This window comes from Mycolicibacterium tusciae, assembly GCF_002086795.1.
GTDB lineage: Bacteria > Actinomycetota > Actinomycetes > Mycobacteriales > Mycobacteriaceae > Mycobacterium > Mycobacterium tusciae.
Map to the genome: position 1 here is coordinate 73,579 of NZ_MVIM01000002.1, position 21,196 is coordinate 94,774.

General features: G+C 66.1%; 21 protein-coding genes. 8 read left to right on the forward strand and 13 right to left on the reverse strand.

What is annotated here, in order from left to right; genetic code table 11:
- Positions 1-3 precede the first annotated feature (3 nt).
- From BST47_RS03460 to BST47_RS03480, 5 genes are all read right to left on the reverse strand, one after another.
- Positions 4-1,302 carry a dicarboxylate/amino acid:cation symporter gene (locus BST47_RS03460; protein WP_083123830.1) on the reverse strand — a complete coding sequence of 433 codons (1,299 nt, stop codon included), beginning with the start codon at positions 1,300-1,302 and terminating at the stop codon, positions 4-6.
- Positions 1,303-1,374: 72 nt separating this feature from the next.
- Entirely contained in the window at positions 1,375-2,589 is a 1,215-nt protein-coding gene (locus BST47_RS03465) for a Dyp-type peroxidase (RefSeq protein ID WP_083123831.1), read from the reverse strand.
- 2 nt (positions 2,590-2,591) lie between these two features.
- A complete protein-coding gene (locus BST47_RS03470) occupies positions 2,592-3,116 on the reverse strand; it encodes a copper chaperone PCu(A)C (protein WP_083123832.1) in 525 nt (174 codons plus the stop codon).
- Entirely contained in the window at positions 3,109-4,653 is a 1,545-nt protein-coding gene (locus BST47_RS03475) for a PepSY-associated TM helix domain-containing protein (RefSeq protein ID WP_083123833.1), read from the reverse strand. The genes BST47_RS03470 and BST47_RS03475 overlap by 8 nt, the downstream gene beginning before the upstream one ends.
- A gap of 174 nt (positions 4,654-4,827) precedes the next feature.
- Positions 4,828-5,373: a hypothetical protein gene (locus BST47_RS03480; RefSeq protein ID WP_083123834.1), complete on the reverse strand. Its 546-nt coding sequence runs from the start codon at positions 5,371-5,373 to the stop codon at positions 4,828-4,830.
- Positions 5,374-5,447: 74 nt separating this feature from the next.
- On the opposite strand from BST47_RS03480, the gene BST47_RS03485 reads away from it, so the two are divergent.
- Entirely contained in the window at positions 5,448-5,966 is a 519-nt protein-coding gene (locus BST47_RS03485) for a SixA phosphatase family protein (protein WP_083123835.1), read from the forward strand.
- Positions 5,967-5,999: 33 nt separating this feature from the next.
- Here the strand turns inward: BST47_RS03485 and BST47_RS03490 are convergent, their stop codons facing one another.
- Positions 6,000-6,566, reverse strand: a complete 567-nt coding sequence (locus tag BST47_RS03490; protein WP_083123836.1) for a DUF3558 domain-containing protein — start codon at positions 6,564-6,566, stop codon at positions 6,000-6,002.
- Positions 6,563-7,147, reverse strand: coding sequence for a DUF3558 domain-containing protein (locus BST47_RS03495; RefSeq protein ID WP_083123837.1), 585 nt, complete (start codon positions 7,145-7,147; stop codon positions 6,563-6,565). Before BST47_RS03495 ends, BST47_RS03490 begins: the two co-directional genes overlap by 4 nt.
- A 115-nt stretch (positions 7,148-7,262) precedes the next feature.
- Here BST47_RS03495 and BST47_RS03500 point away from each other — a divergent pair, with 115 nt between their 5' ends.
- The 3 genes from BST47_RS03500 to BST47_RS03510 are packed head-to-tail and all read left to right on the forward strand — an operon-like array spanning position 7,263 to position 13,100.
- A complete protein-coding gene (locus BST47_RS03500) occupies positions 7,263-8,999 on the forward strand; it encodes an ABC transporter ATP-binding protein (protein ID WP_083123838.1) in 1,737 nt (578 codons plus the stop codon).
- A 2-nt stretch (positions 9,000-9,001) separates the two neighbouring features.
- Positions 9,002-10,894 (forward strand): ABC transporter ATP-binding protein, encoded by a 1,893-nt coding sequence (locus BST47_RS03505; protein WP_083123839.1) that lies wholly within the window; start codon positions 9,002-9,004, stop codon positions 10,892-10,894.
- A gap of 19 nt (positions 10,895-10,913) precedes the next feature.
- Positions 10,914-13,100 carry a molybdopterin-containing oxidoreductase family protein gene (locus BST47_RS03510; RefSeq protein ID WP_083123840.1) on the forward strand — a complete coding sequence of 729 codons (2,187 nt, stop codon included), beginning with the start codon at positions 10,914-10,916 and terminating at the stop codon, positions 13,098-13,100.
- Here BST47_RS03510 and BST47_RS03515 read toward each other — a convergent pair.
- Both BST47_RS03515 and BST47_RS03520 read right to left on the reverse strand, forming a co-directional pair.
- Positions 13,097-13,681, reverse strand: coding sequence for an ATP-binding transcription factor AbmR (locus BST47_RS03515; protein ID WP_083123841.1), 585 nt, complete (start codon positions 13,679-13,681; stop codon positions 13,097-13,099). The two genes, BST47_RS03510 and BST47_RS03515, sit on opposite strands and share 4 nt — an antisense overlap.
- Before the next feature lie 73 nt (positions 13,682-13,754).
- Positions 13,755-13,961 carry a hypothetical protein gene (locus BST47_RS03520; RefSeq protein WP_083123842.1) on the reverse strand — a complete coding sequence of 69 codons (207 nt, stop codon included), beginning with the start codon at positions 13,959-13,961 and terminating at the stop codon, positions 13,755-13,757.
- A 38-nt stretch (positions 13,962-13,999) separates the two neighbouring features.
- On the opposite strand from BST47_RS03520, the gene BST47_RS03525 reads away from it, so the two are divergent.
- Positions 14,000-14,887 (forward strand): AIM24 family protein, encoded by an 888-nt coding sequence (locus BST47_RS03525; protein ID WP_083123843.1) that lies wholly within the window; start codon positions 14,000-14,002, stop codon positions 14,885-14,887.
- Positions 14,888-14,891: 4 nt separating this feature from the next.
- Here BST47_RS03525 and dtd read toward each other — a convergent pair whose 3' ends face one another.
- Positions 14,892-15,323 (reverse strand): D-aminoacyl-tRNA deacylase, encoded by a 432-nt coding sequence (gene dtd, locus BST47_RS03530; RefSeq protein WP_083123844.1) that lies wholly within the window; start codon positions 15,321-15,323, stop codon positions 14,892-14,894.
- Between the two features lie 65 nt (positions 15,324-15,388).
- Between dtd and BST47_RS03535 the strand changes: the two genes are divergently transcribed.
- Genes BST47_RS03535 through BST47_RS03545 form a run of 3 tightly spaced genes read left to right on the forward strand, consistent with a single transcriptional unit; the run spans position 15,389 to position 18,673 of the window.
- Positions 15,389-15,595 carry a heavy-metal-associated domain-containing protein gene (locus BST47_RS03535; protein WP_083123845.1) on the forward strand — a complete coding sequence of 69 codons (207 nt, stop codon included), beginning with the start codon at positions 15,389-15,391 and terminating at the stop codon, positions 15,593-15,595.
- Positions 15,595-16,476 (forward strand): DUF8832 domain-containing protein, encoded by an 882-nt coding sequence (locus BST47_RS03540; RefSeq protein WP_083123846.1) that lies wholly within the window; start codon positions 15,595-15,597, stop codon positions 16,474-16,476. The genes BST47_RS03535 and BST47_RS03540 overlap by 1 nt, the downstream gene beginning before the upstream one ends.
- 1 nt (position 16,477) lies before the next feature.
- Positions 16,478-18,673, forward strand: coding sequence for a heavy metal translocating P-type ATPase (locus tag BST47_RS03545; protein ID WP_083123847.1), 2,196 nt, complete (start codon positions 16,478-16,480; stop codon positions 18,671-18,673).
- Here BST47_RS03545 and BST47_RS03550 read toward each other — a convergent pair whose 3' ends face one another.
- From BST47_RS03550 to BST47_RS03560, 3 genes are read right to left on the reverse strand one after another with little or no spacing between them, the layout of a single operon-like run.
- Positions 18,674-19,573: an NAD-dependent epimerase/dehydratase family protein gene (locus BST47_RS03550; protein ID WP_083123848.1), complete on the reverse strand. Its 900-nt coding sequence runs from the start codon at positions 19,571-19,573 to the stop codon at positions 18,674-18,676.
- Between the two features lie 29 nt (positions 19,574-19,602).
- A complete protein-coding gene (locus tag BST47_RS03555) occupies positions 19,603-20,016 on the reverse strand; it encodes a hypothetical protein (protein ID WP_083124251.1) in 414 nt (137 codons plus the stop codon).
- Positions 20,017-20,076: 60 nt separating this feature from the next.
- A complete protein-coding gene (locus BST47_RS03560; RefSeq protein ID WP_083123849.1) occupies positions 20,077-21,192 on the reverse strand; it encodes an adenylate/guanylate cyclase domain-containing protein in 1,116 nt (371 codons plus the stop codon).
- Between the last annotated feature and the right edge of the window lie 4 nt (positions 21,193-21,196).

A 21,196-nucleotide genomic window follows, 5' to 3' on the forward strand; every position in this document is an offset into this window, starting at 1 on the left:
CCGTCAGTCGGCTTGATCGGCGCGGGTGAGCACGTCCTGATAGTCCGCGAGCTCGATTTCCTCGGCCACCACGGTCCTTGTCCCGTTGTAGACCTCACGCTCGATCTCGTCGTCGGCGTTCGCGACCAGCATGGCCACGAAGGTATCGCCGTTGACGTTGAGGAACGTGCGGAAGATCCCGGCGAACCAATCGACGGCGATGAGCAGTCCGACCGCCTCGAGCGGAAGATCCAAAGAGGTCGCGAGGAACGTAGCCACCACCGGAAAGCCGCCGGGAACGGTGATCGTTCCCATGTTCAGGAGGATGGCCAGTGCCATACCGAGCACGATCGCGCCGAAGCTCAGCTCGATGTCGCCCGACTGCGCGAGGAACATGACGACGATCATGTAGTTGAGGACAGCGCCGTACGAGCCCATCGTCAGACCGACCGACAGCGTGAAGTTGGCGACCTTCTGACTGACGCCGACCTTCTCGACGGTGTTCTTGAGCACCGTCGGGAACGTCACCGCCGAACTCGTCGTGGTGATTGCGATCGCCGTCTGCTCGACGAGCTTGCCCGGCAGTTTCCACGGACTCAGCCGGGTGCGCAGCGTGACGACGACAACGAACAACGCGAAGAGGATGAGGACACCGGCCAGCGTCGCCCCCAGGTATTTCAGCGCCGATGTGACGACGGCGAAGCCCACGTCGCCCGCCAGCGCCGCCAGCAGACAGAACACCCCGATCGGGGCGGCATACATGACGAGTCGAATCATGGTGAGCACGATCTGCTGGATCTGGTCGATGAACGTCAGCACCCTGGTATCGCCGGTCTTGGTGATTTGGTTGCGCAACGCCACGCCGAAAAGCAGTGAGAACACGATGATCGGCACCATCGTCGCGCTCGACATCGCTTCGAAGATGTTCTTGGAGACGAAGTTGAGCAGGGTGTCCTGCCACCCCAGCGCTTCTCCGGCGGACTCCTGAAGCGACGAGTCGACCTCGCCGCTGAACTCGATACCGCTGCCGGGGCGGATGAGGACACTGAGCACCCAGGCGAGGATGGCTGCAACGATCGAAAAACCGAACATCCATTTGAACGTGCGGAACGCGATTCGGCCGGTGCCCGCGCCCGTCATCGAACCGGTCGCGACGATCACCGAGGCCATCACGAGCGGCACGATCGACATCTGGATCAGTCGGATGAACATGTCACCGACGAATTTCAGATTCGCCGCCCACTCGCCGGCGATCAGGCCGAAGGCGAGTCCGGCGACCGCGGCGACACCGATCTGGAGCGCTGGATGCGACAGGGCTTTCATTTCGCGAAGCTATGTCGACGCCGCTACAAAGACGTGGCCGGTTCGTTGCGCCCGTGTATCAGCAGTCCTCGCTCACCCCTGGGATCCCAACAGCGACTCTCCCACAAATCCGCCGGGCGTCGAAACGCCAGGCAGGATCGCGAAAGTGGCCGATCCGATGGTGGTGATCCACTGATTGAGGGCGTCGCCGGCCGCGAGGCGCTGCTGTACCGGGACGAACTGTCGCGCAGGGTCACGCTGGTAGGAGGCGAAGATGAGCCCGCTGTCGGTCGTGCGGTCGTCGCGGGGCGGATCGTCGTAGTTGTACGGCCTGCGCAGGAACTGCTCGTCATCGGTGCGGTGCCGGGCCAGCGCGACGTGGGAATTCGGCGGGATCACCGGTATCCCGTCGACGGTGGCGCCGAGGTCGGGCTCGTCGCTCTCGGTTCGACCGGTCAGCGGAGCACCGGTGTCCAGGCGCCGCCCGACGGTGAGTTCCTTACTGGGACGGTCGAGTTCGTCCCAGGTGTCCATTTCGGCGCGGATCCGCCGGATGACGAGCACCGTGCCGCCGGCGAACCACGGCGCGGCCGCACCATCCGCCCACACATACCGGTCGAACGCCTGCTCGTCATGAAGGTTCGCCGTCCCGTCGACCTGCCCCATGAGATTACGCATGCTGCCGCCCGGCCGATTGGAGCCGTGGGCGTTGCGAAAGCCACTCTGCCGCCAGCGTTGGCGGGTCATGGAGCGGACGTTCTTCAGCAGCACCCGGCCCGCGTGCGCGATGACGATCGGATCGTCGGCGCAGATCTGCAACAACAGGTCTCCCCCACGCCATGCCGGCTCCAGCCGGTCGGTGCTGAAGGTAGGCAGTTCGGTGACCGCTTCCGGTCGCAGGTGTGCCAACCCCACACGGTCGAAAACGGAGGGCCCGAGTCCGACGGTGACGGTGAGTCGGGCGGGTCGCAGCGCTAGCTCGGGTTCGGTGTCGGCCAACGCCGGATCGCCCTGAGTGAGCCGGGCCGCGTCCGATGTCCAGAGCTTCAGGACGGCAGTGAGCGTGTCGCGGGCACTTCGACCGCCCTGCGGGAGCAGGTCGAGCGCGACGAACATCGCGTGCGCCTGCGGCGGTGTGGCGACGCCGCTTTGGTGCGCGCCGTAGAACGGTTCGACCGCGGTGCCGAATCCGCCTGCCGCAGTGGCGGATTGCGCTGCACTGCACTGGGTGAGGGCGGTTCCCGCGGCCACCGCGGCGGCGCCCCCGGCCAGGAGACGCCGCCGGTTGAACATCGGATGCTCACCCATGGCTAGTGATGCCCTCCGCCGGATCCGGTGCCGCCCGGTGTGTATTGCTCGTCGGCACCGGCGAAGTCGCGGATCTGCGCGGTCACCGGAAGGGTCGAGCCGTCCTCGAAGACGACGGCCAGCGTCACGTCGGCACCTGGCTGCAGCGGTTCCTTGAGATCCATCAGCATCAGATGTTCGCCACCGGGGATCAACTCGCGAGAACCGCCCGCCGGCACCGTCAGGCCATCCGCGTTGGGACGCATCGTCATTGCGCCGGATGCATCCGGGACGACCTCGTGCACCTCGACCCGTCCGGCCAGCGGCGATTCACCGGACACGATGCGGGCGTCGTGGCCGCCCGCGTTTGAGAACGTGCCGAACACCGCGGCCATCCCCGTCTCAGCCGAGCTCGCCCACTGGTTCTCGACGGTCACGGTGGACGCCATCAGCTCCCTGCGGTCGCCCGAGGAAGCCGAACAGCCGGTGCCGAGCAGCGTGCAGACCGCGAAGGCCGCGACCCACACCCGACATCTTTTGTCAGACATATGCTTTCGCCTCCTCAGCATCACCGCTGTCGGCGGCGGCCTCGCGCCGGTGGGTTCGTCGCCGCCTGGCGAGAACGGCTTCCACCCCGAGTACGACGAGCAGCGACACCCCGAACACCGGGAACAAGAGCCCGAGAACGACCGCGGCGACGGACACCGCGACCGCCGCACGTTTGGGTGTGCCGGCGCGGGTCGCATCGCTGACCGGACCCGGCAATCCGCTGCGGCCCGAGGGGCGGCGATGCCACCACATGAACAGTCCGGTAAACGCGCTCAGGATCACCCCGATGCACGCGACGGTCGCCAGGATCCGCGTCAGCACTCCAAACTGAGTGCCCATGTGCATCGCGATACCGAAGCTGGTCGCCCGGGACAGCGCCCCGTCATGTTCAGCGGTGGCGTTGCTGATCGTCCGTCCGGTGAACTGGTTGAGGTACAACGTGCGCTGCTCCGAAAGCCTTTGCGGCCACGCGTTGACGACCGTGTAGCTGCCGTACAGCGTTTCCCCGTTCGCGGTGATGTCCGTCGGCGGGATGATCGCGTAGCCCGGAACCATATGCTCGCCCTTGGCAAGCCGGTCGACGTCTGCGAACGACAGACGGTCGGGCACCGAATCGTGGCTGGCCGATGCGTACACCGGATCGTCGGCCGCCGCCCATGCGATGCGTCGGCCGAGGCGGTCGTAATCGCCCATGGACGCCGGCATCGAGGGGGCGTCGACTTCGATCGACGGCGTGATCGTCGAAGAAACCGCCCGCCAATTCTCGCCCCAATACCGTGACCACGTCAGCCCGGAGAGCACATAACAGATGAGGACCACCGCGATCACCACACCGGTGAGCGCATGCAGATCGCGCCACCGGATGCGGCCGCCGCGTCCCCAACGGATCGTCAGCAGCGGCTTCGTCGCCTCGATCGCCCTCGGCCACCACAGGTAGATCCCGGTGGCCATCAGCACAAGGATCCAGAGCGCCGTCAGCTCCATCCACAGGTTTCCGACCCCCACCGGAATCGTCGCGTCGGGATAGGCCGACGGCGAGATCAGGTGCCCGACCGACGGCAGATGGACCTGGGGCCCGTCGTTGCCGAACAGGCGGTGCAGCTGATTGGCCCACCCGACGAGGCCGGACAGCTCACTGCGCTGGCCCAGATATCGCCCGGTGTGCGGGTCCACGAAGACCTGGGTGAGGTTCGCTTCCGCGGCGGGGAGCGAAAGGCCCGCCGGTGGCAGAAAGTCGATCCGTGTCGACTGTCCCGCAGCGGCGGGTGGTGTGACGGCGTCGAGCGTGTAGTCCACACCGACGTGGTGTGTGGCCACGTCGACCTGCTCGTCGAGCGGAATTGTCTCCGGCCCTTCGGCGACGACGTAGAGATCGCGGTTCAACAAGTCGTTGAGCGGCCCGCTGTACAGGATCACCAGGCCTGAACACGCGAGCAACACCAGAGCGGGTGCGGCGAACAGGGCCACCCAGAAATGCAGACGCCAGATGCGCCGCAGCACGGCGGCATCGCCGCGCTTCGCGACTATCGGCTTCATCGAAGAATGCCAAGCACGAGGAGAGGTGTGTCGAACACCTGATTCACATCCTTAAATCGGATCAAGCAAGAAGAGGGAGATCGGTTGCGGCGCATCGATTCAGCGCTGACACAACAGATGACGGCAGCGACACCTCGTCTCAGGCTTCGCTGCTGTGGTGTGTGAGATCGACCGTTATCCGGCCGGGAGAGCCTGCCGAGGCGGCGCACGCATACCGAGACCGGCGCAGAGCAGCACCGACTGTGCGACAACGTCACTGGTTACCAGCGGCAACGCCCGCGCGGCGGGCCGCAAGGCGGCCCGCGCGAACAGTCGCAGCCAGCACAGCACCGACTCGCAGACGACGTAGAGGTATTCGACGGAGGTGATCGCGACGCCGAGCAGCGCAGCGGCCGCGAGATGCGCGGCGACCATCGCAGGCGTGAGTCCCACAGTGTCGCCGTGGTGATGTGATGCGGACGCCATCAACGTGAGGTGGCCCAGCGACTGCGCGACGGCGAGCGCGCCGATCACGCCGAGCAGCCTGCCGCGGCGGCCCTCGAGTGGCGCGGCGGCCAGGATGGCGCCGATGATCGCGCAGACCAGCATTGAAGCGATGAGTCGTCCGCCCTGTGGAACGACCCCGCCTGCGGCGGCGTGAGCACCGACCGTGACCACCGCCGAGCACACACCCACCAGGGCGCCGCGCACCCAGCGCGCCCGTGACTTCGGCGTACTCACGTGGCGAACCTTACCGCCGCTGCTACTACATGAATTAGTAGACCCCAATACGGTGCCACCTCTACGGTGAGACGGTGAGCGACTCCTATCACACGCTGTTGCTGCTTCGCCACGCGAAGTCGGACTACCCGGCGGGAGTGGCCGATCACGAACGTCCGCTGGCACCGCGCGGTATCCGGGAGGCCGCGCTGGCCGGTGACTGGCTGCGAGCGCACGCGCCCGCGGTGGACGCGGTGCTGTGCTCGACGGCCACCCGTACCCGGCAGACGCTGGAACGGACCCGCATCGACGCGCCGACGGAGTTCGTCGACCGCCTCTACGACGCGACGCCCGGCGTGGTGATCGACGAGATCAACGGGGTCGCCTCACGGTTCGACCACGAGGTGAACACGCTGCTGGTCATCGGGCACGAGCCGACGATGTCCGCGGTGTCACTCGGATTGGCCACTGCTGAGGGCAGCAACAGCTCTGCGGCCGAACGCATCTCCGAGAAGTTCCCGACGTCGTCGGTCGCGGTGCTGCGAACCGGCCAGGGCTGGGATCAGCTGGCGCTCAACGGTGCCACGCTGGTCACCTTCCACGTGCCTCGGTGAGATCTCTTCGCGCAAGCGCTCATCGGCGGTAAGTCAGGCGCGGGTGGCGAGCGTCAGCTCCATCAGCTTGAGCGCCATCGCGCAGGCATCGCTGCCCGGGCTCTGCGGGTTGACCCACCAGCCGACCACGCCTGCCGCATCGCTGGCGACCCCGCAGGCGCCGTTCGGATCGTTCGGGCGCATCACGATGGATTCGATACCCGCCACCGACTTGCTCTCGACCTGGTACTCGAGTTGGTCGGCCACCTCGCGTTCATTGGCCAGACTGCCCTGCTCGAACCAGAAACGGGTGATGTCCACCAGTCCCGTCGGGTTCGCGGCCTGCCAGCGGCACACCGCGCCGACGAACGTGCTCTGGATATCCAAGGGATCCGCATTGACCGTCTCGGCGAGGATGTCCTCGGTCAGGACGTCGCACTCCTTCTGCAGGTTCGGGTACTGCCGTTCGGAGTCGTTGTTGCGGGGTGTGTCACCGGACCCCGACTTGGTCGCAGTTCCCTCCACGGTGCTGGTGCACCCGGCAAGCACCGCGACCGCGGCCAGCGCCACAGCAGCAACGCGCGCGGCACCCCGGCGTTGATGGGTAAGTCCGATTCTCATTTGGAGTTCACAATCGACTGGCGGGTGAGTTCCTTGGCGACGTCGCACGGGTCCGGGAACGGTTGCTCGTTGTAGCTGATCGACCACTCGATGAAGTCGTCATCGAACTGGATGCCGATCTCGCACAGGTTGGTTCCGAGCATCGGATCGTCACCGGTGGCGATGAAGCCGTTCTTTCCCTCGATGGTGATGTCCTCGACACTGGCTCGGGTCAGCTCCTCGGTCTTGCGTTCACGACCGATGGGGCTGCCGCGGAACCAGGTGAACGAGAAGTGCGGGCCCAGGATGCTGCCGCCGGCAAGCCACTGACACCCCACCGACGTCTTCGCGGTGTTCACCAGACCCGGGACCCGCGTCTGCGAGATCACCTCCTGGTCGCTGATCCCTCCACATTCGGGGAAGAAGGGGCCGTGGGTCGCGTTGTCCGAAGGTGCCTGACTCTGCGGCACCTCCCCCGGGTTCGACGGCTCGGAATCCGAGCAAGCGGCAAACATCGGAATCATCACCGCGGCCGCCACGGCCAGCGCTTTGGCGTTTCGGCTCGTCCGAGCCGCGCGCGTCGTGGGAGTCACGCCATGCACTGTAGCGGCAGGTCAGAAGGTCAACCACCGACAGGCCGGTTGACCTGCCTATTTATCCAATTCTCAGGTGACACTGCTGGCCACGACGGATAGGCGGTATGCGACAGTAACTCCCATGTTGTGGGCGCTGCTACGACAGTACGCGCGGCCATATCGGTGGCTGCTTGCGTCTGTGGCGCTGCTCCAGTTGATCAGCACCCTGGCATCGCTGTATCTGCCGACGGTGAACGCCTCGATCATCGACGACGGCGTCGCCAAGGGCGATCTGCCGATCATCGTCGAGCTCGGTGGCGTGATGCTCGCGGTCACCGCACTGCAGGTGCTGTGTGCGATCGGCGCGGTGTACTTCGGGTCGCGGGCGGGCTCGGGGTTCGGTCGCGACCTCCGATCGTCGATCTTTCACCACGTCACCGGGTTCTCGGCCGAGGAGGCCGCACGGTTTGGTGCGGCGTCACTGCTCACCAGGACCACGAACGACGTCCAGCAGATCCAGCTGCTCGTGCAACTGACCTGCACCATGCTGATCACCGCGCCGATCATGTCGATCGGTGGAATCTTCATGGCCGTACATCAGGACGCGGGCCTGTCCTGGCTGCTGCTGGTCAGCGTGCCGATCCTGGCCGCCGCCAACTACTGGGTGGTGTCGCACCTGCTGCCGATCTTCCGGCGTATGCAACGACTCATCGACGGCATCAACCGGGTCATGCGTGAACAGCTTTCCGGAATCCGGGTGATTCGCGCCTTCGCCCGGGAAACGTTCGAGCGCAAGCGATTCGCGGAAGCGAACGAGGCCGTCGCCGATGCGGCACTGGAGGCGGGCCGCTGGCAGGCATTGATGCTGCCCTCGACGACGCTCGTCATCAACATCTCCAGCGTCGCGCTGATCTGGTTCGGCGGTCTGCGCATCGACGCCGGCCAGATGCAGGTCGGTTCGCTGATCGCGTTCCTGGCCTATTTCATGCAGATCCTGATGGCGGTACTGCTCGCGACATTCATGCTGGTTCTCATCCCCCGCGCGTCGGTGTGCGCCGAACGCATCGGGGAGGTGTTGTCGACCGAACCCCAGATCACCAGCCCGCAGGATCCCGTGCGGCCCGCGGCCATCGAGGGCGAGATCCGTTTGGATGGCGCCTCTTTCAGCTATCCCGGCGCCGAGCGCCCGGTACTGCAGGATATTTCGTTCACCGCGCGGCCGGGGACGACCACGGCGATCGTCGGATCGACCGGTTCCGGCAAGTCGACGTTGATTTCGTTGATCTGCCGCCTGTATGACGTGACAGCCGGCTCGGTTCGCGTGGACGGCATCGACGTGCGCGAGTTCGATCTCGAACAGTTGTGGGCGGCGATCGGTGTGGTTCCGCAGCGAGGTTATCTGTTCTCCGGGACCGTCGCAGACAACCTGAAGGTCGGCGCGGCCCCAGGAACGGTCGCGACCGAAGGCGACATGTGGCACGCGCTCAAGGTGGCGGCCGCCGACGACTTCGTACGCGCCCACCCCGACGGCCTGGACATGCGCGTCGCGCAGGGGGGCATCAACTTTTCCGGCGGACAGCGTCAGCGGCTGGCGATCGCGCGCGCGGTGATCCGCCGTCCCGCGGTCTACCTGTTCGACGACGCGTTCTCCGCGCTCGATGTCCGAACCGACGCACAGGTGCGAGCCGCGCTTCGGGAGGAGTCGGCCGGTTCCACGGTTGTGATTGTTTCCCAGCGTATTTCGACAATCGCCCAGGCCGATCAAATCATCGTCATCGACAACGGGCGGATCCTCGGTGTGGGTAGCCACGACACTCTGCTGACGGATTGCCCGGAGTACGCGGAGTTCGCCGACTCGCAGGTGGTGGGTGCGCCTTGACGATGGCACGCACCATCCGCGGCGTGGGTCAGGCCCCGACCGAGCGGTCGCGGGACTTCAAGGGTTCAGCGATCAGATTGGTCAAGCAGCTGACGCCGCAGCGGGCGCTGGCCATCACGGTCGTCCTGCTCGGCGTCGGTGGCATCGCGATCGGTGTCGTCGGACCGCGCATTCTCGGACACGCCACCGACCTGTTGTTCAACGGCGTGATCGGCCGTCAGCTGCCCGCCGGCCTGACCAAAGAGCAGGCAATCGAAGCGGCGCGCGCGCGTGGTGACAACACTTTCGCCGATCTGCTGTCCGGAATGAACGTCGTACCGGGCCAGGGCGTGGACTTCGCAGCCGTCGGCCGCACGCTGCTGTTGGCCTTGTGCCTGTACCTGGTTGCCGCGTTGTTGGTCTGGGTGCAGGCACGCATGCTGAACGTCGTCGTGCAGCGCACGATGGTCACCCTGCGTTCCGACGTCGAGGACAAGCTGCACCGAATGCCGCTGTCGTACTTCGATTCCCGTCAGCGCGGCGAGGTCCTAAGTCGGGTCACCAACGACGTCGACAACATCCAGACATCGCTGTCGATGACGATCAACTCACTGTTGACATCGGTGTTGACGGTTATCGCGGTGCTGGTGATGATGCTGACGATCTCGCCGCTGCTGACGCTGCTCACCGTGATCACCGTGCCGCTGTCCCTGTGGGCGACCCGGGTGATCGCACGACGGTCTCAACGGTTGTTCGTCGCACAGTGGGCCAACACCGGGCGGCTCAACGCGCACATCGAGGAGACGTACAGCGGGTTCACCATCGTCAAGACATTCGGTCATCGCGCCCAGGCACAGCAACAGTTCGGCGAGTTCAACGACGACGTGTATCAGACCAGCTCTGAGGCGCAGTTCTTTTCGGGCCTGGTGTCGCCGGCGACAGTGTTCATCGGCAATATCAGCTACGTCGCGGTGGCCGTGGTCGGCGGAATACAAGTCGCGACGGGACAAATCACCCTCGGCAGTATCCAGGCCTTCATCCAGTATGTCCGGCAGTTCAACCAGCCGCTGACCCAGGTCGCCGGCATGTACAACACCCTGCAATCCGGCGTGGCCAGCGCGGAGCGGGTGTTCGAGCTACTCGATACCGAGGAGGAATCCCCTGAGCGTGCGGCGATGCCGCCGTCGCCGGCGGGACGCCCCGGCCGGGTCGAGTTCAGGAACGTCGACTTCAGCTACCGCGAAGACACACCCGTTATCGAGGACCTGTCACTGACCGCCGAACCGGGAACCACCGTGGCGATCGTCGGGCCGACGGGCGCGGGCAAGACCACGCTGGTGAACCTGCTGATGCGGTTCTACGAAGTCGATTCCGGCCAGATCCTGCTCGACGGCGTGGACATCGCCACCGTCAGCCGCCAGTCACTACGATCCCGCATCGGGATGGTGCTGCAGGACACCTGGCTGTTCAGCGGAACCATCTACGACAACATCGCCTACGGCAGACCCGATGCAGAAGAGGACGAGGTGATCGCGGCCGCGAAGGCCGCCTACGTCGACCGGTTCGTGCACCATCTGCCCGACGGCTATCAAACGTGGGTCAGGGGCGACGGCGGAAACATCAGCGCGGGCGAGAAACAGCTCATCACGATTGCCCGTGCCACGCTGTCCGGACCGCAGCTGCTCGTCCTCGACGAGGCGACGAGTTCGGTCGACACCAGGACCGAATTGCTGATCCAGCAGGCAATGGCCGAATTGCGCCGCGACCGGACGAGTTTCATCATCGCGCACCGGCTTTCGACGATCCGCGACGCCGACGCCATCGTCGTCCTCGAAGCCGGTCGCATCGTTGAACAAGGCAACCACGCGCAGCTCATGGCTAAGCGTGGCGCTTATTGGTCTATGACGCAGGCGTAGTCGTCGTAGTCTCGAATCGATGACCACGACACCGAATAAAGCGACGTCGTACACCTTCTGCAGATACTGTTCGGCAGCCTGCGGTCTCGAGGTCACCGTCGAGGACAACAGGGTGATCAAGATTTCACCAGACAAGGAGAACCCGCACAGTTGGCATGACTTCTGCGCCAAGGGCAGGACGGCCAATCAGCTCGTCGAGCACCCGCGCAGGATCGTGGCGCCGATGCGTCGGGTCGGGGACTTCCCCGGCGAGTATGTCGAAGCCAGCTGGGACGAGGCGATCGCCGACATCGCCGCGCGGATGACGGCGCTGATCGACGCCGACGGCCCCGATTCGATCGGCCTCTATTACGGGAACCCGACTGGCTACTCGTCGTCGAACGTGCTGTTCATGATCGCGTGGTTGGATGCCGTCGGCACCCAGAACCGGTACGCCGTCGGTTCGGTGGACCAGAACGCGATGCACGTCGTCGCCGACGCGATGTACGGATCGATTCTGATGGCGCCGGTGTCCGACGTCGACAACTGCGACTACTTCCTGCTGGTCGGCGCCAATCCGGCGGTCAGCGCGTGGAACTGGCTGGAAACCGTGCCCGGCGGCTGGCAGCGCGCACTGGAGCGACAGCGCCGAGGCGCGCAGATCGTCGTCGTCGATCCCCTTCGGACCGAGACCGCGGACAAGGCGGATGTGCATCTGGCCGTCCGACCCGGACAGGACTGGGCACTGCTGCTGGCCATGGTCAAGGTCATCCTCGACGAGCGACTCGAACACGAAGGTGACTGCCGCGATCTCGCCACCGGGGTGGATGAGCTCCGCGTGCTCGTCACCGACGCGGACCTCGACGACCTGGCCGTGCGGTGCGACATCCCGCGCGCCGTCATCGAGCAAGTGGCAAGAAATTTCGCGACCGCGAAGCGCGCGATGGTCGTCACCCGCACCGGTGTTTCACTGCACGTCACCGGCACCATCGGCGAGTGGCTGGGCCACGTGCTCAACATCATCACGGGTCGGATGGACCGGCCGGGCGGGCGCCGGTTCGAACCCGGCTATGTCGATGCGCTGAAGCTGTCCGGCATGGCGAAACCGCCGGCACACAAGAGTCGGCTCAGGGGCACCGACCTGGTCGCGGGTGCCCACGCACTGGCGGAACTGCCAGATGAGATCACGACACCCGGGCCCGGACAGATTCGCGCGATGGTGATCAACTGCGGCAATCCCGTGGTGTCCGGACCGCACGGCGCCAAGTTGGACGCCGCGCTCGCGCAACTGGATCTTCTGGTCGCGATTGACTTGGTACAGCGCGAAAGTCACCGTCACGCGCACTGGTTGCTGCCTGCCGCGCACTGGCTGGAACGCGACGACCTGCTGGCCCTGACCAGCAACCTGCACGACGAACCGTACGTGCAGTACGGACGGGCGGTCGTCGATCCACCGCCGGGGGCCCGTGAGGAGTGGCGCATCTTCGTCGATCTCGCGATCGCGATGCGCAAGCCGCTCTTCGGCGCCAAAGGTATGAACAGTTTCGTGCGGGCCACCCGCGCTCTTGCCAGCCTGACCGGTAGGCCCGGCCTCGAGTTCACCCCGGCGTGGTTGAATCGCCTGCTCGTCGCGACCAGCCGAAAGATCAACGGGCGCAGGGTGAGTTGGCGTGATCTGATGGCGAATCCGCATGGAATGGTGCTGGGTCCACGCGAGTTCGGTCATTTTCGCGGCGCGCTGCGCACCGAGGACAAGATGGTGCACGCCGCACCGCCGGAGTTCGTGGCCCGCACGCGTGAACTGCTCACCGAGCCTGCGCCGGGGCCCCCGGCCGGGTATCCGTTCCAGTTGTCGAACCGTCGCAACCGGCACTCGATGAACTCCTGGCTCAACGAGCTTCCCGGCCTACACCCCTCGGGTAAGCGCAATGACGTGGTGATCAACCCCGAGGACGCGGTGACACTGGGAATCGCCGATGGAGACGCGGTGCGGGTCTTCTCCCCCGTCGGACAGATCGAGTTGACCGCTTCCGTCAGCGATCGTCCCCGTCGCGGGGTGCTGATAGTCGACCACGGTTGGGGCTCAAGGATCTTCGACCCGCGCGGCGGCGCCGATCCGGTTTCCTACGGCGCCAACCGCAATCTGCTCATCGACGACGTGTCCGTCGACCCGCTGTCGGGGACCTCGGCCTTGAGCTCGGGGTACGTGGGTGTCGAGCGCGTTTAAAGCTGTGGGCCCTCGGCGCGCAGATCGTCGACGTTGCGCATGGCGTCGCGTAGCTTGCCCAGCCACTCGTCGGCATGTTCGCCGACCAGCTTGACCGACCACGCCAGCGCATCGGAGCGGGAGCGGGCCACGCCGGCGTCCACCAGAGTGTCGAGTACCTGGCGCTCGGGCTGACGCAAGCGCGTCATCACCGGTACGGCGATGTGGGTGAACAGAACGCGTTCGTAATTATCGTCACCTACCGCCCCGATCTCGACGCCCCACGCGACCTTGCGACCGTAGCGACGCTCGGCTTCATCGGCGATCCGCATGCGCTCCGAACGCGTCTCCTCGCGGAACCGCGCCACTCTGCCGGATGCGTGGGCTTCACTTTCCGCAACGTCGGAGTCGCCTGCGACTTCGGGGAGGCGGCCGATGACGGTGATCTCCTCGCGGTCGACGACGACGGTCGGGTCACCGGTGAACCAGCCTTCGGGCAGGCGACCGGAGAACCAGTCGCCCGCACTGCTCGCGTCGGGTTGTTCGGCCTGCTGCCAGCCGCCGGAGCGGCCCGGCCTTCTGCCGGAGTGATGGTGTCTCATGATTACATGATTACATCGTTACACCGCTGTTGGGACAGCTTTCTCCCGAAGCGAACAGCGCCGTGCGTGCGCGCTACTGCTTGCGGTTCAAGAGGAGAACAGCTCCGCCGCCCAGGACCGCACCGATGAACAGCAGGATGGCCAGGGTCGGACTGACCAGCCACCACACCAGGCCCAGCCCGATGATCACCGGGGAGACGACGAACAGCACCATGCCCGGGTGCTGCTTGATGACCGCGAGGGCGCTTTGCGCGCGCACCCGGTCAATTTCCTTTGCCATCTCACCAGGATGCCAGTCGTCGGTCTAGTTTTGTCTCCATGACAGGACCTAATACCGGAAGCTGGCGGCCCGACCCCGAGGGACGCTACGAACACCGCTGGTGGGACGGCCAGCAGTGGACCGATCAGGTATCACACCAAGGGCAGGTCGTCCGGGCGCCGCTGGGCGCACCTCCTGCCGGGCCCGCGCCGCAGCATCAGCCAGGACCGCCCCAGGCGGCGGTCATGGGCGGGCAGCCGGCCGGCGACGGATTCTCCGGCATCACTGGCGATTTGGTCGACGGACGGTTCAGCGAGAAGGAAGCCAAACCGATCGCGAACCAGAACTCGAAGCTGCTGCGCGTGCGCCTCGGCGAACCGTTCATGGCGCGCCAGGGTGCCATGGTGGCCTATCAGGGCAACGTGGACTTCGCGTTCGAGGGCGGAGGGGCATCGAAGTTCCTCAAGAAGGCGCTGACGGGCGAGGGCCTGCCACTGATGCGGTGCCAGGGGCAGGGCGACGTGTTCCTGGCCGAGCGCGCTTACGACGTCCATCTGCTGAACCTGACGAATTCCGGGTTGTCGATCAGCGGCAAGAACGTGCTGGCCTTCTCGGCGAGCCTCGACTGGAACATCGAGCGCGTCAAGGGCGGCAGCATGGTGGCCGGCGGGTTGTTCAACACGACATTGCGCGGTACCGGTTGGGTGGCGCTCACCACCGACGGCCCACCCGTCGTACTCAACGCCGCTGAGGCGCCCACGTTCGCCGACACCAACGCGGTGGTGGCGTGGTCGGCGAACCTTCAGACCCAGCTCAAGACGAGCTTCAAAGCGGGGGCGCTGATCGGCCGCGGCTCAGGCGAGGCGGTTCAGGTGTCGTTTTACGGGCCGGGCTTCGTCATCGTGCAGCCATCGGAGGGCATACCGCCGGTCACCGCGGCACACTGAGGGCTCACAGCTCCAGCAGCACCGTCACGGGGCCGTCGTTGACGAGTTCCACCCGCATATCCGCCCCGAACACGCCCGTCTCGACCTGTGCACCTAAAGCCCGAAGTGCGTCGGCGAAGGCGGTCACCAGCGGTTCGGCCACCGCGCGTGGGGCGGCGGCGTTCCAGGCGGGACGGCGGCCCTTGGCGGTGTTGGCGTAAAGCGTGAACTGGCTGACCACGAGGATCGGCGCCTCAACGTCGCTCGCCGATTTCTCGTCGTCGAGAATGCGCAGCTGCCACAGCTTTTCGGCCATGCGCTGCGCCTTCGACGTGTCGTCGTCGTGCGTGACCCCTACCAGCGCCACCAGCCCCTGGCGCTCGGGGCGCACCGCTCCGACCACCTCACCGTCGACCCGCACCGCCGCCGACGTCACCCGCTGGACCAGGACGCGCATGGTCGCCGATGCTGCCAGGCACCGGCTGTTTGCATACCCTATGGGGGTATGGTACCTATGGACTCATGAGCACGACAACGGTCACCGTAACCGGAATGAGCTGTGGACATTGCGCCACGTCGGTGCGTGAGGAGATCACGGAGATCCCCGGCGTCCGATCCGTCGACGTGGACCTTGCCAGCGGTAGCGTCACCATCGACAGCGACAGCGTGCTCGAAGCGGCCGCCATCAAGACCGCCGTCGAGGACGCCGGCTACCAGCTGGCCAGCTGATGAAAACCGGACAGAAGGTCATCGCGTTCGTCGTCGGACTCGCCGTGGTATTCGCGATCTCCGTCTGGATCGGCAACGCGGTCACCCCGCAGGAAGCGACGACGACGGCCGCACAAGAGCTGCCCGGCGGACTGCAGACGACACAGGACGGATACACGCTGGCCCTGGACAACTCGATCGCCACCGCCAATCCCGATGTGCCACTGAAGTTTCAGATTCTGAGTGCCACCGGAGCGCCAGTGAAGCGCTACGTCGAGAAACACGACGAACTGCTGCACCTGATCGTCGTACGCAACGATCTTGCGGTCTTCCAGCACGTCCACCCGAAGCTCGACGAGCAAGGCACGTGGAGTGTGCCGCTGAACCTGTCTCGCGCCGGTGACTATCGCGTCTTCGCCGACTTCATGCCATCGGGCGGTCCCGCGCTGACGTTGGGCGCCAATCTGCACGTCGCCGGCAAGTACGACCCGCAACCGCTGCCCCCGGCAGCGCTGACCGCCGAGGTCGACGACTACACGGTGACGCTGCGCGGGACGCCGAAGGCCAACGACGCGTCGATGCTCACCCTGTCGGTCAGCCGGGACGGCAAACCCGTCGACGACCTGCAGCCCTACCTCGGCGCGTACGGGCACCTCGTCGCTGTTCGCGCGCCGGATCTCGCCTACCTGCACGTGCATCCGATCAGCGAGCCCGACGGCGGCACCGCGGTCTCCGGCCCGGACATCGGGTTCCACACGACGTTCCCCAGCACGGGGTCGTACCGACTGTTCCTCGACTTCCGGCATCGCGATGTCGTGCGCACCGCCGCGTTCACCGTGAAGGTCACCGACAGCGCCTCGACGACGGCACCTGCCCCGTCCGGCGGCGGACACCAACACTGACATGTCAGTCGTCGAACTCTCGGTGGACGGCATGACGTGCGCGTCGTGCGCCAACCGAATCGAGAGGAAACTCAACAAGATCGAGGGCGTCATCGCCACGGTCAACTTCGCAACCGAGAAAGCCAGGGTTGAGTTCGGCGACGACGTGACCGCTGAACAACTCGTAGCGACGGTGGCGGACGCCGGCTATCAGGCGCACCTTCCGGTGCCGGATCCCGTGGTGGCCGAAGATGATCCGACCGCCGCGCTGCGGACCCGGTTGCTGATCTGCCTGGCGCTGACGGTGCCGGTCGTCGCGATGGCGATGGTGCCCGCATGGCAGTTCACGTACTGGCAGTGGTTGTCGTTGACATTGGCTGCACCGGTGGTCATCTGGGGTGCATGGCCGTTCCACCGGGCGGCGTGGGCGAACCTGCGGCACGGCACCGCCACCATGGACACGCTCATCTCGATGGGCACGCTGGCGGCGCTGGGGTGGTCGATTTACGCGCTGTTCTGGGGCACCGCGGGCACGCCCGGGATGACTCACGCGTTCGAGCTGACCATCGGCCGCACCGACGGCAGCGGCAACATCTATCTCGAGGCCGCCGCGGGCGTCACCACCTTCATCCTCGCCGGGCGCTACTTCGAGGTCCGGTCCAAGCGACGCGCGGGCGCGGCGCTGCGGGCGCTGCTCGAGCTCGGAGCCAAGGATGTGACGGTCCGCAGAGACGGTGCCGAGCAGCGCATCCCGATCGATGCACTGACGGTCGGCGACGAGTTCGTCGTGCGTCCTGGCGAGAAGATCGCCACCGACGGTGTGGTGGTCGAGGGGCGCTCCGCGGTCGACGCGTCGCTGCTGACCGGGGAGTCGGTGCCGGTTGAGGTCGAACCGGGTTCCGAGGTGGTCGGTGCCACCGTCAACGCCGATGGCAGGTTGGTGGTACGGGCGAGCAGGGTCGGCTCCGACACTGCGCTGGCGCAGATCAGCAGGCTCGTCGAGGACGCCCAGAACGGCAAAGCGCGAGCCCAGCGGTTGGCGGACCGGATCTCGGGTGTGTTCGTGCCGATCGTCATCGCGTTGTCCGTTGCGACGCTGGGCTTCTGGATCGGCACGGGCGGACCGATCGCGGCGGCGTTCACCGCGGCGGTGGCGGTGCTGATCATCGCGTGCCCCTGCGCGCTGGGTCTGGCGACGCCGACGGCGTTGATGGTCGGCACGGGCCGGGGTGCGCAGCTGGGCATTTTGATCAAGGGTCCGGAGGTACTCGAGTCCACGGACCGGGTCGACACCATCCTCTTGGACAAGACCGGCACGGTCACGACCGGCACGATGACCCTGGTCGACGTGATCGCCGCCGAGGGTGTGCGCACCGACGAGGTCCTGCGGCTCGCAGGTGCACTCGAGGAGGCATCCGAGCATCCGGTCGCGAAGGCGATCGCGGCCGGTGCACACGCGAAGGTCGGCGATCTGCCTGCGGCAGTGGACTTCACCAATCTGCGCGGCCTCGGTGTCCAAGGTGTTGTCGACGGCGTCGATGTGACGGTCGGGCGGGCGCGACTGTTCACGCAGATGCCCGAGGAGCTCGCAGAGTCCATGCGCCTGGCGGAATCCGAGGGATCGACCGCGGTCGCGGTCGGCCGGGACGGGGCGGCCCTTGGCGTGTTGGTGGTCGCCGACGCGGTCAAGCCGACATCAGCCGATGCCGTCAAAGAGCTTCGTGCGCTGGGACTTACGCCGATCCTGCTCACCGGAGACAACGAGGCGACGGCCCGCACGGTAGCGGCCGAGGTGGGAATCGACGAGGTGATCGCCGAGGTACTGCCTACCGAGAAGGTCGACGTCGTCAAGCGACTGCAGGCCGACGGCAAAATCGTCGCGATGGTGGGTGACGGTGTCAACGATGCGGCCGCGCTCGCACAGGCCGATCTGGGGCTGGCGATGGGCAGCGGCGCGGACGTAGCGATCGAGGCGAGCGACCTGACGCTGGTCCGCAATGACCTACGCACCGTCGGTGATGCCATCCGATTGTCTCGCAGGACGCTGGCGACGATCAAGGGCAATTTGTTCTGGGCGTTCGCCTACAACGTGGCAGCGTTGCCGTTGGCGGCGGCCGGCCTGCTCAACCCGATGATCGCGGGCGCCGCAATGGCTTTCAGCTCCGTCTTCGTCGTCAGCAACAGCCTGCGACTGCGCCGGTTCAAACCGTCGCGATAGTCAGCCGATCAGCTCGGGGTGGAACTTGGCCGCCATTCGACGCAAGCCGTCTTTCCAGTCGACCGTCGCGGGCCCGATCAGCTCGCGCATATACGAGACGTCCAGCGGATTTCCGCGCAGAGCCTGATCGCTTTCCTCGAACCTCGGCTCCGCACCCACGAGCGAACCCAGGTATGCGCACCATTCCTGGATGCTGACGTACTGCTCGCTGGCCCAGTTGACGGTGGTCGCCGGAACCGACGCGACCTCGAGAAGTTTCGGGATGGTGGCGATGATGTCGTCCTCGTGCATCAGGTTGTAGCGGGCGGGCCCACCTGGCGGGACCGGGATCGGCGAGCCGCCCAGCATCATCTCCATATGGAAGAACGGCCACCCGCCGTTGTCGCCGTAGGGGACGTTCAGGCGAGCGATCACGCTCGGGATGCGCAGAGCGCGCGCCATGGTGCGGACGACGACCTCACCCGCGATCTTCGAGATGGAATACGTTGGGAACATTGGCTTGTGGTTGTCCCCGAGGACGGCGCGTTCAGAACGGGGGGCGTCGTCGGGTGGGTCATAGACGGCGCCCGACGAGCAGTGCAGGAAACCCTTCGCTTCGCGGCAGTGCGCCATCAGGAGTCCGACCGACTCCGCGTTGGCGGCAAGATCCTTGTCCCACCTACCGCTCTTGGCCACCGCCAGGTTGATGACGTAGTCGAAGTCCGTCGGCAGCCCGGTGAAGTCGCCGCTGGCCAGGTTGACCGTCTCGCAGCGCACCCCTGACTTTTCGAGGTCGGCCCTGCCCGCGGAGTCGGTGAAGCGGGCGATCCCCCACACCTCGTTGTCGGCCGCGAGGGCCTTGGCGACGGGAACGGCGACCTGCCCGGTGGGACCGGTGATGAGGATCTTTGTACCGCGCATCGGCTGATCGTAAGCGACCGCGGTGTCGGTCAGAGGGTGGCGTTGACGGGTCCGAGCAACAGACAGTTGGGATCTGTCGTGTAGTCGAAGACCGCGCTGCAGCCCCTGCCCGATGCCTCGTAGACCAGGCCCGGCGTGTACGGCTCGAAGTACACCTGCGCGGGAGCCGCGTCCCGGGACTGTGTGCAGTGGTCGGACTGGCCCTGGATGGACAGGCAGGCCACGCCATACCTGGGTTTCCACGGAGCCAGGCAGCCGGCGGGAGTCAGCGTGGCGGTCACCTTGGCCACACCGTCGACCTGGACGACCTGCGGCGCCGAAAGCGTGAAGTTGCACGGACCCGGATTCGGCGGCGGCAGGGGCAGGGCCTGGGCCGCACCCGCACCGGCGAACCCCGCGGTCAGCACAACCGCTGAGATCAGCCCCATAATCACCCGGCGCATCTCTGGATCGTAAACCCAGGGCCGTCGCATCCGGGCTGATCTGCGTGTAGCAAATACCGCTCAGGTCGACCGACGGACGCGAAACAGCTTGACGTCGGATGAGATGCCCTTGAGACGGCGCGCACCCGCGAAGGACCACGCGAATCGCTCGTCGTCGCCGATGGCCTCGCGCGTCGACTCCGACACCAAAACCGAACCGGGGCGGGCGGCGCCGGTCACCCGGCTGGCGAGATTCACCGGACTGCCGAACCAGTCGCCGGCCCGGCTGACGGCCATGCCGGTCGCCATGCCGGCCCTGAGCCTGGGGTATTCGTCGTCGCCCTCTGTCGCCTCGACCAGTGTCATCATGGCCTCGAGCAGCGGCACCGGCTCGGCACTGACGAGCATGACTTCGTCGCCGATGGTCTTGATGAAACGCACCGGCGGGACCGCGGCCTCGTGCGCGAGGTCGGCCAGGCGGTGCGCGAGCCGTTCGAGGTCTTGCGGCGGCACCACTTCGCCCAGCCGCGTGAATCCGACGAGGTCGGCGAACGCGATGCTTACCAGGCGGGCTCCGGGAAGGCGTTGCCCCTCCGCCATTTCCGATGCGGTGATGGCCTCGGTCTCCAGCAGATGTCGCAGCTGAAGCCGCAACATCTCCTGGATCATGGGACCGAGCAACGGCGCCGCCTCGGCGACGAGCATTCTCGAATTCTTCGCGATGGTCAGCTCGGTGGCCGTCGGCTCGAGAATGGTGGCCAGACCCGCGTAGCGCATCACCTCTGCCGCCCGCGACAGGCCGTCGGCCAACAGTCGGGTGATCTGTACGAGCTGATCGGGTTCGATTCCGAGTTCGATGAAGCGTTGCCCATAGGCCGCGGCTTCGGCGTCCGCACGCGAGTGCACGGCGGCGTCGGGATCGTCCACGGTCGGCAGGCCGATTGCGCGTTGCAAGCGCTGGAGCAGCTCCAGGTCGATGCCGGTCTTCTCGCAGGTCTCACGGGCCGACACGTAGGTTCCGTCCTCACCCAGAACTCGGCGAGCGGCGAGCAACATCGGCATGAACGACGCTCTGATCTGGTCGACAGTGAAGCCTTCGGCGAGCAGCCACCCGATGAGTTCAGCCCGCTCCGTCCGGGCCGTGCCGTCGAGACCGTCGAGCAGCCCGGACGCCTCGATGTCGAAATCTTCGGCCACGGGC